Below are 13298 nucleotides of genomic sequence, written 5' to 3'. Positions count from 1 at the left end.
CCCGCGAAGAGGTCGGAAATATCCCTGAAAGCTTAAGCCTTGCGAACCCGCAAACTGCGCCACAACGCTGCCACCATCAACACGCTCACCAGCGCCCAGCCCCAGGCCTGCTGGTTCTGTAGCCCTTCACGGTAGAGCTGCGGTGCTATGCCGGCACCGATGATGAAGGTCAGCAGAGCAATCTCCCGGCTTGGCACACTCACCGGACGGCACAGATAAACCAACGCCGGCACGATGAACGCCACGCTCGGAAAGCTGCGATAGCGCGGGTCGAACACCAGCTCCAGCATCGTGACCGCTGCCGCAAATCCGGTCGCCGCCAACAACCAGCCAGCTCGACGTTCAAATGCATTGAACGCCCATCCTCGCCAACCGGTGCGAGGGCTCAACGTCAACGCGGCGTGGGCCAATACCAACAGATTCAACACTGTCAGCAGCGCGACCCATAACCACTCGCTGGTAAACCGGGTGGTGACTCGCGCCAGATCTCCCCAGGCGCCAATCGAGCAGGCAGCCAGTGCGCCCAGCAATGGCAGCACCAGCGCCGCGCGAATGCTGCGCACACGACCACCGAGAATCAGCGTGCCAAGGAAGATCAATCCACCCACCACTAGCCACTGCGACCAGTACGGCACGTTTGTTACGGGGCCGGCCAGAACACCCTTGTCCTGGCGATCCGCATCGAACAGCCCCCAGTAACCTCCGACGGCACCTTCGCTGGCGCGCTTCCACGGCTGGTCGAAGGCTTCTATCAGGTTGTAGTGCCAGCCATGTTCTTCAGCCATGGCGACAAAGCCGCGAATGAATTTGGCTTCGTTGACCCGGCTGGGCACACCGAGTCGTCGTTGACGGCCTTCGCTGGGCCAACCGGTTTCTCCAATGAACACGTCCTTGGGGGCGAACATTCTGCCAAACATCTCGCGTACGCCGGCAAGTTGCAACAGGGAAACGTCGACATCCCAAGGATAGTCACCCCAATAAGGCAGCAAATGGATGGTCACGAAATCTACCGCCGGGGCGATCTCGGGGTGTTTTTGCCAGAACTCCCAGACATCGGCGTAGGTGACAGGTTGCTTGACCTGACTCTTTACCTTGTCGATCAGCTTGATCAACTGTGCGCTGGTGACCTCTTTGCGCAATAGCGCTTCGTTGCCGACGATGACCGAAGTCACCACATCCGCGTTGGCGTTCGCCGATGCGATCAACAGCTCAACTTCCTTGGCCGTGTCCACCGGATTGGCATTGACCCAAGCCCCGATCATCATCTTCAACCCATGCTTGCGCGCCAGGTCGGGCAGGGCTTCCAGGCCGGTCATGGAGTAGGTGCGAATGCATTGAAAGTTTTTGGCCAGCAGCGCCAGGTCGGCATCCATGCGCTCGGGGCGCAAATTGAACGGTACATCGAACGGCGACTGGTCCTTGTCGAAGGGGGTGTAGGAAGCGCATTGCAACTTGTGCGTCGGGGTGGCGGCATCCGGCAGGATCACCGGTTGGCCGAGGCCGTACCAGAAGCCGCCCAGGGCAAACAACCCCAACAGGCAGGCGAAGCAATAAGCAAAAAAAGGAAAGCGAGATATCGCAGGCATGGTCAGGCCGTCTGGGAGCAAAGCGGCGCATGTTACCCGCATTTACCGCGTGCTTGGGCCCTTGCATGATTTTGACATGCAAAGTTCGGGCGGATTGCCCGATGCGTTTGCCAGGCCTGAAATTAATGGCGTTCTGATGTCGTTTCTCGATGCCTTGAGGTCGCTGGCAGAGCAGGTCGCGTCGGGCGTCAGGTTGATGATCGAAGGCGTCAGTACCCTGGTTGATCAATCACGCTGATGTTCGAACGAGTTTGCAGTGGGCGTGATGGGGGCGCTGTGCACCAGAACAATACGTTGAAGCGGCTCGACACCCGTCGGGCGCAGCACTTTCGGGGAAGTAACGATGAAGATGCGACGACTTTTAGGCGCAGGTGCCGCTCTGGCACTTGCGATAGGTTCTACATTCGCCAGCGCCAAGGAAGTGACCATCGGTTACGTAGATGGTTGGTCTGACAGTGTCGCCACCACCCATGTGGCCGCCGAAGTGATCAAGCAGAAGCTTAATTACGACGTGAAACTGCAAGCCGTTGCGACCGGGATCATGTGGCAGGGTGTCGCCACTGGAAAACTCGACGCCATGCTGTCTGCCTGGCTGCCGGTGACCCACGGTGATTATTGGGCCAAGAACAAGGATCAAGTCGTCGACTATGGCCCGAACTTCAAGGACGCGAAGATCGGCCTGATCGTGCCGGAGTACGTCAAGGCCAAGTCCATTGAGGACCTGAAAACCGACGACAGCTTCAAGAAACGCATCGTCGGCATCGACGCCGGTTCCGGTGTGATGATCAAGACCGATCAGGCGATCAAGGACTATGACCTGACCGGGTATCAAAACAAGGCCAGTTCTGGCGCCGGCATGATTGCCGAGCTGACCCGTGCCGAGAAGAAAAACGAGTCCATTGCCGTGACTGGCTGGGTGCCGCACTGGATGTTCGCCAAATGGAAGCTGCGTTTCCTCGAAGACCCGAAAGGTGTGTACGGCGCGGCTGAGACGGTGAACAGCATCGGCAGCAAAGAGCTGGCAACCAAGGCACCGGAAGTGGCCAAGTTCCTGAAAAACTTCCAGTGGGCTTCGAAGGATGAAATCGGCGAAGTCATGCTGGCGATTCAGGAAGGCGCCAAGCCTGAAGCCGCAGCGAAGGATTGGGTAGCCAAGCACCCTGAGCGCGTGGCTGACTGGACCAAGTAACACACACACCGCTATACCCTGTAGGAGCGAGCCTGCTCGCGATAGCAGTCTGTCAGTTAACTGAGACGTTGCCTGACATGACGCCATCGCGAGCAGGCTCGCTCCTACAGTTGTTTATGGTGTGCTGGTAAATGGCGATTCTGTCATGGCGTTCTAAGACTAAGGTCGTCTGGAAGCCGGCTCGCAGCCGCATAGAGTGGATAGCGTTCCAACTCAATCTGTGCTGCGAGGATAAAAACAATGAACGACAGCATTTACCTCTCGATTCAAAACAGCCCGCGATTCAAGGAGCTGGTGAGCAAGAGGGAGCGTTTCGCCTGGATTCTTTCGGCGATCATGCTAGGGCTTTACTCCGGCTTCATCCTTTTGATTGCTTACGGACCGCAGGTGCTGGGGGCGAAAATCAGCCCTGAGTCCTCGATCACCTGGGGCATTCCGATCGGTGTCGGGCTGATTGTCTCGGCCTTCATCCTGACCGGTATCTACGTGCGACGCGCCAATGGCGAATTCGACGACCTGAACAATGCGATTCTCAAGGAGGCTCAGCAATGATCCGGCGTCTAATGGCTCTTTTGAGCATCGCAGCCTTCGCACCGGGCGCCTGGGCGGCTGACGCCCTGACCGGTGCCGTGCAGAAACAACCGCTCAACATGTCTGCGATTCTGATGTTCGTGGCCTTTGTCGGTGCGACCCTGTGCATCACCTATTGGGCATCCAAACGCAACAACTCCGCGGCCGATTACTATGCGGCGGGCGGCAAGATCACCGGTTTCCAGAACGGTCTGGCGATTGCTGGCGACTACATGTCGGCGGCGTCTTTCCTGGGGATTTCCGCGCTGGTGTTCACCTCCGGCTACGACGGCCTGATCTATTCGATCGGCTTCCTGGTGGGTTGGCCGATCATTCTGTTCCTGATCGCCGAGCGCCTGCGTAACCTGGGTAAATACACCTTTGCCGACGTGGCGTCCTATCGCCTCGGGCAAACCCAGATCCGCTCGCTGTCGGCTTGCGGTTCGCTGGTGGTAGTGGCGTTCTACCTGATCGCGCAAATGGTCGGTGCCGGCAAGCTGATCCAGTTGCTGTTCGGCCTCGATTACCATGTAGCGGTGATTCTGGTGGGCATCCTGATGTGCCTGTATGTGTTGTTCGGCGGCATGCTGGCAACCACCTGGGTACAAATCATCAAGGCAGTCCTGTTGTTGTCCGGTGCCTCGTTCATGGCGCTGATGGTGATGAAGCACGTCAACTTCGACTTCAACATGCTGTTCTCCGAAGCCATCAAGGTTCACCCGAAAGCTGAAGCCATCATGAGCCCGGGCGGCCTGGTGAAAGATCCGATTTCGGCATTCTCTCTCGGTCTGGCACTGATGTTCGGTACCGCTGGCCTGCCGCACATCCTGATGCGCTTCTTCACCGTGAGTGACGCAAAAGAAGCTCGCAAGAGCGTGCTGTACGCAACCGGCTTCATTGGTTACTTCTACATCCTGACCTTCATCATCGGCTTCGGCGCGATTCTGCTGGTCAGCACCAACCCAGCGTTCAAAGATGCTGCCGGCGCGTTGCTCGGTGGTAACAACATGGCGGCGGTGCACCTGGCCAATGCGGTCGGCGGCAGTATCTTCCTGGGCTTCATCTCGGCGGTAGCGTTCGCGACCATTCTGGCAGTGGTTGCCGGTCTGACCCTGGCCGGTGCCTCGGCGGTGTCTCATGACCTGTATGCCAGCGTGATCAAGAAGGGCAAGGCCAACGAGAAAGATGAAATCCGCGTCTCGAAAATCACCACCATTGCTCTGGCAGTGCTGGCGATCGGCTTGGGTATCCTGTTCGAAAGCCAGAACATCGCGTTCATGGTGGGCTTGGCGTTCTCCATCGCGGCCAGCTGCAACTTCCCGGTGCTGCTGCTTTCCATGTACTGGAAAAAACTGACCACCCGCGGTGCGATGATCGGCGGCTGGATGGGGTTGGTGAGTGCTGTAGGCCTGATGATCCTTGGTCCAACCATCTGGGTGCAGATCCTGCATCACGAGAAAGCCATCTTCCCGTATGAGTACCCGGCGCTGTTCTCGATGATCATTGCCTTTATCGGGATCTGGTTCTTCTCGATCACCGACAAGTCGACTGCGGCTGACAATGAGCGGGCGCTGTTCTTCCCGCAATTCGTTCGCTCGCAGACGGGGTTGGGGGCGAGTGGGGCGGTTTCGCACTAAGGGTTGATGCTTTTATATAGATAGCACTGTTTAAAAAGATGCCCCGGTCGAGAGATCGGGGCATTTTTTATTGGGCGGTTATCGAACCGAATTTATGGAGAGGGAGATATGTAGATGCATCGCGGACAAATGTAGGAGCTGCCGAAGGCTGCGATCTTTTGATCTTGCCTCTTAAAGTCAAAAGATCGCAGCCTTCGGCAGCTCCTACAGGGGGGGGAGTGGCTCGCGGCACAAACAAAAACGGCCTCTATATATAGAGGCCGTTTTCGGCAGTGCTAAGACGCTATCGCAAGACAGGTCTTATTTGCGGTCTTCCAGCTTGGTGATGTCACGCGACTCGTAGCCGGTGTACAGCTGGCGCGGGCGGCCGATCTTGTACGGGCTGGAGAGCATTTCTTTCCAGTGGGAGATCCAGCCGACGGTCCGCGCCAGGGCGAAGATCACGGTGAACATGCTGGTTGGAATGCCGATCGCCTTGAGGATGATCCCCGAGTAGAAGTCGACGTTCGGGTACAGCGAGCGTTCGATGAAGTACGGGTCGGTCAGGGCGATCTCTTCCAGGCGCATGGCCAGTTCGAGTTGCGGATCGTTCTGGATGCCCAGTTCCTTCAGCACTTCGTCGCAGGTCTGCTTCATGACGGTAGCGCGCGGGTCGCGGTTTTTGTAAACGCGGTGACCGAAGCCCATCAACTTGAACGGGTCGTTCTTGTCCTTGGCCTTGGCGATGAACTTGTCGATGTTCGAAACATCGCCGATTTCATCGAGCATGGTCAGTACGGCTTCGTTGGCGCCGCCGTGGGCAGGGCCCCACAGTGCAGCGATACCGGCGGCGATACAGGCGAACGGGTTGGCACCCGAAGAGCCTGCCAGGCGCACGGTGGAGGTCGATGCGTTCTGCTCGTGGTCGGCGTGGAGGATGAAGATCCGGTCCATGGCCTTGGCGAGTACCGGGCTGATCGGTTTGATCTCGCACGGTGTGTTGAACATCATGTGCAGGAAGTTTTCCGCGTACGACAGGTCGTTGCGCGGGTACATCATGGGTTGACCCATGGAGTACTTGTAAACCATCGCGGCCAGGGTTGGCATCTTGGCAACCAGGCGGATCGCGGAGATTTCGCGATGCTGCGGGTTATTGATGTCCAGGGAGTCGTGGTAGAAGGCCGAGAGGGCACCGACTACACCGCACATGACGGCCATCGGGTGGGCGTCGCGACGGAAACCGTTGAAGAAGGTTTTCAGCTGCTCGTGAACCATGGTGTGGTTCTTGACGGTGCTGACGAACTGGGCCTTCTGTTCTGCGGTCGGCAATTCGCCGTTGAGCAGCAGATAGCAGGTTTCCAGGTAGTCCGACTTTTCAGCCAGCTGTTCGATCGGGTAGCCGCGGTGCAACAGAATGCCGTTGTCGCCGTCGATATAGGTGATCTTCGACTCGCAGGAGGCGGTCGACATGAAACCAGGGTCAAAGGTGAAGCGGCCCGTGGCCGTCAGGCCCCGAACATCGATAACATCGGGACCAACGGTGCCGGTTAAAATGGGCAGCTCGACGGGGGCTGCGCCCTCGATGATCAACTGCGCTTTTTTGTCAGCCATGTGGCCTCCTATTTATGCTTGAAATCATCAGACAGACCCCCCACGCAGGGCCCGCACCACTATAGTGAGATAAATTCGAATGTCAATTTGCCTAAAGTCTTGCTCCAGAAGGCTTTAACCCGACTTTTTTCTCGAAATTGCCTGCCATTTACGCCTTTTATGCGCGTTACGCAATCCGCTATTTGGGGTAGGTGTTTGCGTTGTCATTAGTAGCCTAACTGTCTATACTCGGCCACCGACCGCCAAGGGCTTTTGGGCCTGCTTTATTGGGGGTCGCATCCCTGGGTGGTGGTTACCTGACCAGTGCACTCCCCAACAACTTTGCCCTGATTGTTAGGGGCTCTTCAGTGTGAAAAAAAAGCCGTGAAAAGCCAACGACCTGTAAACCTAGACCTAAGGACCATCAAACTCCCCATCACCGGCGTTACGTCGTTTCTTCACCGTGTTTCCGGCATCATCCTCTTCCTGGGCCTTGGCTTCATGCTTTATGCATTGGGCAAATCCCTGGGTTCCGAGGAAGGTTTTGCCGACGTGAAGGCATGCTTGACCAGTCCTCTGGCCAAGTTCGTAGCATGGGGCCTCCTGTCCGCTCTTCTGTATCACCTGGTAGCCGGTGTGCGCCACTTGATTATGGATATGGGCATCGGTGAGACGCTGGAAGGCGGCCGCCTGGGCTCGAAAATTATCATCGCCGTTTCCGTGGTGTTGATCGTTCTGGCAGGAGTTTGGATATGGTAACCAGCGTTACGAACCTTTCGCGTTCGGGCCTCTATGACTGGATGGCGCAACGTGTGTCTGCGGTTGTTCTCGCGGCTTATTTCATTTTCCTGATCGGATACCTCGCAGCGAATCCGGGCATCGGCTACGAGCAGTGGCACGGCCTGTTCGCTCACAACGGAATGCGTATCTTCAGTCTGCTGGCCCTTGTAGCCCTGGGCGCTCACGCCTGGGTCGGCATGTGGACCATCGCGACCGACTACCTGACGCCAATGGCGCTGGGCAAGTCCGCGACTGCAGTACGTTTCCTTTTCCAGGCAGTATGCGGCGTTGCGATGTTCGCTTACTTCGTCTGGGGTGTGCAGATTCTCTGGGGTATCTGATTCATGGCTAACATTCCAACGATTTCTTTCGACGCCATCATTATTGGTGGCGGCGGTGCAGGCATGCGCGCAGCGCTGCAACTGGCACAAGGCGGTCACAAGACTGCCGTGATCACCAAGGTGTTCCCGACCCGTTCGCACACTGTGTCGGCACAGGGCGGCATCACCTGCGCCATCGCGTCGGCCGACCCGAACGATGACTGGCGCTGGCACATGTACGATACCGTCAAGGGTTCCGACTACATCGGTGACCAGGACGCTATCGAATATATGTGTCAAGAAGGCCCGGCCGCCGTTTTCGAGCTGGACCACATGGGTCTGCCGTTCTCGCGTACCGAAACCGGCCGTATCTACCAGCGTCCGTTCGGCGGTCAGTCCAAGGACTACGGCAAGGGCGGCCAGGCTGCTCGCACTTGCGCAGCGTCCGACCGTACCGGTCACGCACTGCTGCACACCCTTTATCAGGGCAACCTGAAAGCCGGTACCACGTTCCTGAACGAGTACTACGCTGTCGACCTGGTGAAGAATGGTCAAGGCGAGTTCGTCGGTGTGATCGCGATCTGCATCGAAACCGGTGAAACCACCTACATCCGCGCCAAGGCAACTGTTCTGGCAACCGGCGGTGCAGGCCGTATCTACGCTTCGACCACCAACGCCCTGATCAACACCGGTGACGGCGTCGGCATGGCTCTGCGTGCAGGTGTTCCGGTACAAGACATTGAAATGTGGCAGTTCCACCCGACCGGTATTGCCGGCGCCGGTGTACTGGTGACCGAAGGTTGCCGTGGTGAAGGTGGTTACCTGATCAACAAGCACGGCGAGCGTTTCATGGAGCGTTATGCTCCGAACGCCAAAGACCTCGCAGGTCGTGACGTGGTTGCCCGCTCGATGGTTAAAGAGATCATCGCCGGCAACGGTTGCGGTCCGAATGGCGATCACGTAATGCTCAAACTCGACCACTTGGGCGAGGAAGTGCTGCACAGCCGTCTGCCAGGCATCTGCGAACTGTCGAAAACATTTGCTCACGTCGATCCGGTTGTTGCTCCGGTTCCGGTTGTTCCGACTTGCCACTATATGATGGGCGGCGTTGCCACCAACATTCATGGTCAGGCGATCACCCAGGACGCCGATGGCGTCGACACCATCATCCCAGGCCTGTTCGCTGTAGGCGAAGTGGCTTGCGTATCGGTTCACGGTGCCAACCGTCTGGGCGGCAACTCGTTGCTCGACCTGGTGGTCTTCGGCCGTGCTGCCGGCCTGCACCTGGAGAAGGCGCTGACCGACGGTATCGAGTACGACGACGCCACCGAAGCCGACATTGAAGCTGCCCTGTCGCGCCTGAATGCACTGAACACCCGTACCGATGGCGAAGACGTAGCCACCCTGCGTCGCGAGCTGCAAAGCTGCATGCAGAACTACTTCGGTGTATTCCGTACTGGCGAATACATGCAGAAGGGTATTGCCCAGCTGGCCGATCTGCGCAAGCGCATCGCCAACGTCAAGATCAACGATAAGTCGCAGGCGTTCAACACTGCGCGTATCGAAGCGCTTGAACTGCAAAACCTGTTGGAAGTGGCTGAAGCTACCGCCATCGCTGCCGAAGTACGTAAAGAGTCCCGCGGTGCTCACGCCCGTGAAGACTTCGAAGACCGTGACGACGAAAACTGGCTGTGCCACACCCTGTACTTCCCGGGTGAGAAGCGTGTTGCCAAGCGTGCCGTGAACTTCTCGCCGAAGACTGTTCCGACTTTCGAACCTAAAGTCCGGACTTATTAAGGGTGACCGCCATGTTGCAAGTCAGTGTTTATCGTTACAACCCTGATCAGGACGCTGCGCCGTTCATGCAGGAATTCCAGGTCGATACCGGTGGTAAAGACCTGATGGTGCTGGACGTGCTCGCGCTGATCAAAGAGCAGGACGAAGGTTTTTCCTATCGTCGTTCCTGCCGTGAAGGCGTTTGCGGCTCCGACGGCATGAACATCAACGGCAAGAACGGCCTGGCGTGCATCACGCCGCTGTCTGCTGTTGTAAAAGGTAACAAGTTGATCGTTCGTCCTCTGCCAGGTTTGCCGGTGATCCGTGACCTGGTCGTCGATATGAGCATCTTCTACAAGCAATACGAGAAGGTTAAGCCATTCCTGCAGAACGACACGCCGGCTCCGGCCATCGAGCGTCTGCAGTCCCCTGAAGAGCGTGAAAAGCTCGACGGTCTGTACGAGTGCATCCTGTGCGCTTGCTGCTCGACCTCTTGCCCGTCCTTCTGGTGGAACCCGGACAAGTTCCTGGGTCCAGCTGCCCTGCTGCAAGCGTACCGCTTCCTGGCAGACAGCCGCGACACCAAGACGTCCGAGCGTCTGGCTTCGCTGGATGACCCGTTCAGCGTATTCCGCTGCCGCGGGATCATGAACTGCGTCAACGTATGTCCGAAAGGCCTGAACCCGACTAAGGCCATCGGTCACATCCGTAACATGCTGCTTTCCAGCGGCGTGTGATTCAGCTGTTGTAAATGTAGTACCGCTGTACCCGTAAGAGACCAAGGCGCGGGCTTCAACCCGCGTCATGGTTATAACCAGAGTCGCAGCCAAAAGCTGCAGCTCTTCTTTTGAAGAAATGAGACAAGCAGGGGCATCCGGGCTGGTACCCGGACTATCAGCGTGATCCTAAGTGGCTTGTTTTGGTCGCTGCATTCGGACTTCTGCAAGTTTGCTCGGTGTCTTCGCCGATGGTGTTCCCCTAACCGAGGGTGACCAAGCATGCAAGAAAGCGTGATGCAGCGCATGTGGAACAGCGCCCACCTTTCAGGTGGAAACGCTGCCTATGTGGAAGAGCTTTATGAGCTCTACCTGCACGACCCTAACGCTGTGCCAGAAGAGTGGCGCACCTACTTTCAGAAGTTGCCTACCGATGGCAACTCTGCCACCGATGTTTCGCACTCCACAATTCGCGATCATTTCGTCTTGCTGGCAAAGAACCAGCGCCGCGCCCAACCGGTTTCCGCCGGCAGCGTGAGCAGTGAGCACGAGAAGAAGCAAGTTGAAGTGCTGCGATTGATCCAGGCCTACCGTATGCGTGGCCACCAGGCAGCCCAGCTTGACCCGCTGGGACTGTGGCAGCGCACTGCACCTGCAGACCTGTCGATCAATCATTACGGCTTGACCAATGCCGATCTTGATACGACCTTCCGTGCCGGCGACCTGTTCATCGGCAAAGAGGAAGCGAGCCTACGCGAAATTCACGAAGCGTTGCAGCAGACATATTGCCGCACCATCGGCGCTGAATTCACGCACATCACCGATTCCCAGCAACGCCAGTGGTTCCAGCAGCGTCTGGAAAGCGTGCGTGGTCGTCCGACGTACTCCGCCGACATCAAGAGCCACCTGCTCGAGCGCGTGACTGCCGGTGAAGGCCTGGAAAAATACCTGGGTACCAAATACCCGGGCACCAAGCGTTTCGGCCTGGAAGGCGGCGAAAGCCTGATTCCGATGCTCGACGAGCTGATCCAGCGTTCCGGTTCGTACGGCACCAAGGAAATCGTTATCGGCATGGCCCACCGTGGCCGTCTGAACGTGCTGGTCAACACCTTCGGCAAGAACCCGCGCGAGCTGTTCGACGAATTCGAAGGCAAGAAGAAGGTCGAGCTGGGTTCCGGTGACGTTAAATACCACCAGGGCTTCTCGTCCAACGTGATGACCACTGGCGGTGAAGTTCACCTGGCCATGGCGTTCAACCCGTCCCACCTGGAAATCGTTTCGCCAGTGGTCGAGGGTTCGGTTCGCGCCCGTCAGGATCGTCGTAACGACCCTACTGGTGAGAAAGTTCTGCCGATCTCCATCCACGGTGACGCGGCATTCGCCGGTCAAGGCGTGGTGATGGAAACCTTCCAGATGTCGCAGACCCGCGGTTTCAAGACCGGCGGTACCGTGCACATCGTGATCAACAACCAGGTCGGTTTCACCATCAGCAACCCGCTGGACTCGCGTTCCACCGAGTACGCTACCGACGTCGCGAAAATGATCCAGGCGCCGATCCTCCATGTAAATGGTGATGATCCGGAAGCCGTATTGTTCGTGACCCAGCTGGCCATCGACTACCGCATGCAGTTCAAGCGTGATGTGGTGATCGACCTGGTCTGCTACCGTCGTCGCGGCCACAACGAGGCCGACGAGCCAAGCGGCACCCAGCCTCTGATGTATCAGCAGATCACCAAGCAGCGCACCACACGTGAGCTGTATGCCGATCGTCTGACCCAGAGCGGTGTGATGGACGCAGCGCGTGTTCAGGCGAAAGTCGACGAATACCGCAACGCGCTGGACAACGGTCTGCACGTGGTCAAGAGCCTGGTCAAAGAGCCGAACAAAGAGTTGTTCGTGGACTGGCGTCCATACCTGGGCCACGCCTGGACCGCGCGTCACGACACTCGCTTCGACCTCAAGACCTTGCAGGAACTGTCCGCCAAGCTGCTGGAAATTCCGGAAGGCTTCGTGGTTCAGCGCCAGGTCGCCAAGATCTACGAAGACCGTCAGAAGATGCAAGCCGGCGGCCTGCCGATCAACTGGGGTTACGCCGAAACCATGGCGTACGCGACCCTGGCGTTCGAAGGTCACCCGATCCGCATGACCGGCCAGGACATCGGCCGCGGTACGTTCTCGCACCGTCATGCCGTGCTACACAACCAGAAGGACGCGGGCACTTACGTTCCGCTGCAGAACCTGTACGACGGTCAGCCACGCTTCGACCTGTACGACTCGTTCCTGTCCGAAGAAGCGGTGCTGGCGTTCGAGTACGGTTACTCGACCACCACGCCAAACGCCCTGGTTATCTGGGAAGCCCAGTTCGGCGACTTCGCCAACGGTGCCCAGGTGGTTATCGATCAGTTCATCACCAGTGGCGAGCACAAGTGGGGCCGTCTGTGCGGTCTGACCATGCTGCTGCCGCACGGTTATGAAGGTCAGGGGCCGGAGCACTCCTCGGCTCGTCTGGAGCGTTACCTGCAGCTGTGCGCCGAGCACAACATTCAGGTGTGCATGCCGACGACGCCGTCGCAGATCTACCACTTGCTGCGCCGTCAGGTGATTCGCCCGCTGCGCAAGCCACTGGTAGTCCTGACTCCTAAGTCGCTGTTGCGTCACAAGCTGGCCATCTCGACGCTGGAAGATCTGGCCGAAGGTTCGTTCCAGACCGTTATCCCGGAAATCGATGCCTTGGACCCGAAAAAGGTCGAGCGCATTGTTCTGTGTAGCGGCAAGGTCTACTACGACTTGCTGGAAAAACGCCGTGCCGAAGGCCGTGACGATATCGCCATCGTGCGTATCGAGCAGTTGTACCCATTCCCTGAGGACGACTTGAACGAAGTCCTGGCGCCTTACACCAACGCCAAGCATGCCGTCTGGTGTCAGGAAGAGCCGATGAACCAGGGCGCTTGGTACAGCAGCCAGCACCACATGCGCCGTAGCATCAGCAACCTCAACAAGTCTCTCGTACTTGAGTACGCGGGCCGTGAGGCTTCTGCTGCACCAGCATGCGGTTACGCATCGATGCACGCCGAGCAGCAGGAACAACTGCTGCAAGACGCCTTTACCGTTTAATGCCTTCGCGCACCTGAAACCGAATTTAAGGAACCACAGAT

The 13298-nt window shown here is 57.8% G+C and carries 11 protein-coding genes; 9 read left to right on the top strand and 2 right to left on the bottom strand.

The window, feature by feature from the left end:
• Nucleotides 1-32: 32 nt before the first annotated feature.
• Nucleotides 33-1628: a beta (1-6) glucans synthase gene (locus ABTV22_RS21990; protein ID WP_433736568.1), complete on the bottom strand. Its 1596-nt coding sequence runs from the start codon at nt 1626-1628 to the stop codon at nt 33-35.
• A gap of 34 nt (nt 1629-1662) precedes the next feature.
• On the opposite strand from ABTV22_RS21990, the gene ABTV22_RS21985 reads away from it, so the two are divergent.
• From ABTV22_RS21985 to ABTV22_RS21970, 4 genes are all read left to right on the top strand, one after another.
• Entirely contained in the window at nt 1663-1824 is a 162-nt protein-coding gene (locus ABTV22_RS21985) for a hypothetical protein (protein ID WP_433736567.1), read from the top strand.
• 105 nt (nt 1825-1929) lie between these two features.
• Nucleotides 1930-2775, top strand: coding sequence for a glycine betaine ABC transporter substrate-binding protein (locus ABTV22_RS21980; protein ID WP_433736566.1), 846 nt, complete (start codon nt 1930-1932; stop codon nt 2773-2775).
• A 240-nt stretch (nt 2776-3015) separates the two neighbouring features.
• Nucleotides 3016-3327 carry a DUF485 domain-containing protein gene (locus tag ABTV22_RS21975; RefSeq protein WP_008052644.1) on the top strand — a complete coding sequence of 104 codons (312 nt, stop codon included), beginning with the start codon at nt 3016-3018 and terminating at the stop codon, nt 3325-3327.
• Nucleotides 3324-4982, top strand: a complete 1659-nt coding sequence (locus ABTV22_RS21970) for a cation acetate symporter (protein ID WP_433736565.1) — start codon at nt 3324-3326, stop codon at nt 4980-4982. Before ABTV22_RS21975 ends, ABTV22_RS21970 begins: the two co-directional genes overlap by 4 nt.
• A 300-nt stretch (nt 4983-5282) precedes the next feature.
• Here ABTV22_RS21970 and gltA read toward each other — a convergent pair whose 3' ends face one another.
• The gene (gene gltA, locus ABTV22_RS21965) at nt 5283-6572 is read right to left on the bottom strand and encodes a citrate synthase (protein WP_007977501.1); all 1290 of its coding nucleotides are present in this window, start codon (nt 6570-6572) and stop codon (nt 5283-5285) included.
• A gap of 363 nt (nt 6573-6935) precedes the next feature.
• On the opposite strand from gltA, the gene sdhC reads away from it, so the two are divergent.
• The 5 genes from sdhC to ABTV22_RS21940 all read left to right on the top strand — a co-directional run bounded on the left by sdhC (nt 6936) and on the right by ABTV22_RS21940 (nt 13257).
• On the top strand, nt 6936-7310 hold the full coding sequence (gene sdhC / locus ABTV22_RS21960; RefSeq protein WP_056852964.1) for a succinate dehydrogenase, cytochrome b556 subunit: 375 nt from the start codon (nt 6936-6938) through the stop codon (nt 7308-7310).
• A complete protein-coding gene (gene sdhD, locus ABTV22_RS21955; RefSeq protein ID WP_045057756.1) occupies nt 7304-7672 on the top strand; it encodes a succinate dehydrogenase, hydrophobic membrane anchor protein in 369 nt (122 codons plus the stop codon). Before sdhC ends, sdhD begins: the two co-directional genes overlap by 7 nt.
• 3 nt (nt 7673-7675) lie before the next feature.
• Nucleotides 7676-9448: a succinate dehydrogenase flavoprotein subunit gene (sdhA, locus tag ABTV22_RS21950; RefSeq protein WP_433736564.1), complete on the top strand. Its 1773-nt coding sequence runs from the start codon at nt 7676-7678 to the stop codon at nt 9446-9448.
• Nucleotides 9449-9459: 11 nt separating this feature from the next.
• Complete coding sequence (locus ABTV22_RS21945; protein WP_007959035.1) at nt 9460-10164, top strand: succinate dehydrogenase iron-sulfur subunit; 705 nt, start codon at nt 9460-9462, stop codon at nt 10162-10164.
• A 261-nt stretch (nt 10165-10425) separates the two neighbouring features.
• The gene (locus ABTV22_RS21940) at nt 10426-13257 is read left to right on the top strand and encodes a 2-oxoglutarate dehydrogenase E1 component (protein WP_433736563.1); all 2832 of its coding nucleotides are present in this window, start codon (nt 10426-10428) and stop codon (nt 13255-13257) included.
• Nucleotides 13258-13298: the final 41 nt, after the last annotated feature.

The organism is Pseudomonas putida (assembly GCF_050990305.1).
Classification (GTDB): domain Bacteria; phylum Pseudomonadota; class Gammaproteobacteria; order Pseudomonadales; family Pseudomonadaceae; genus Aquipseudomonas; species Aquipseudomonas putida_AH.
The sequence above is the reverse complement of the archived record's forward strand: the minus strand, read 5'-3'. Positions and strand labels throughout refer to the sequence as shown.

Coding starts and splice junctions, on each gene's coding strand:
- sdhD (WP_045057756.1), top strand. CDS start 7,304: ATGGTAACCAGCGTTACGAACCTTTCGCGTTCGGGCCTCTATGACTGG.
- ABTV22_RS21945 (WP_007959035.1), top strand. CDS start 9,460: ATGTTGCAAGTCAGTGTTTATCGTTACAACCCTGATCAGGACGCTGCG.
- ABTV22_RS21985 (WP_433736567.1), top strand. CDS start 1,663: ATGCAAAGTTCGGGCGGATTGCCCGATGCGTTTGCCAGGCCTGAAATT.
- gltA (WP_007977501.1), bottom strand. CDS start 6,572: ATGGCTGACAAAAAAGCGCAGTTGATCATCGAGGGCGCAGCCCCCGTC.
- ABTV22_RS21980 (WP_433736566.1), top strand. CDS start 1,930: ATGAAGATGCGACGACTTTTAGGCGCAGGTGCCGCTCTGGCACTTGCG.
- sdhA (WP_433736564.1), top strand. CDS start 7,676: ATGGCTAACATTCCAACGATTTCTTTCGACGCCATCATTATTGGTGGC.
- ABTV22_RS21975 (WP_008052644.1), top strand. CDS start 3,016: ATGAACGACAGCATTTACCTCTCGATTCAAAACAGCCCGCGATTCAAG.
- ABTV22_RS21990 (WP_433736568.1), bottom strand. CDS start 1,628: ATGCGGGTAACATGCGCCGCTTTGCTCCCAGACGGCCTGACCATGCCT.
- ABTV22_RS21940 (WP_433736563.1), top strand. CDS start 10,426: ATGCAAGAAAGCGTGATGCAGCGCATGTGGAACAGCGCCCACCTTTCA.
- ABTV22_RS21970 (WP_433736565.1), top strand. CDS start 3,324: ATGATCCGGCGTCTAATGGCTCTTTTGAGCATCGCAGCCTTCGCACCG.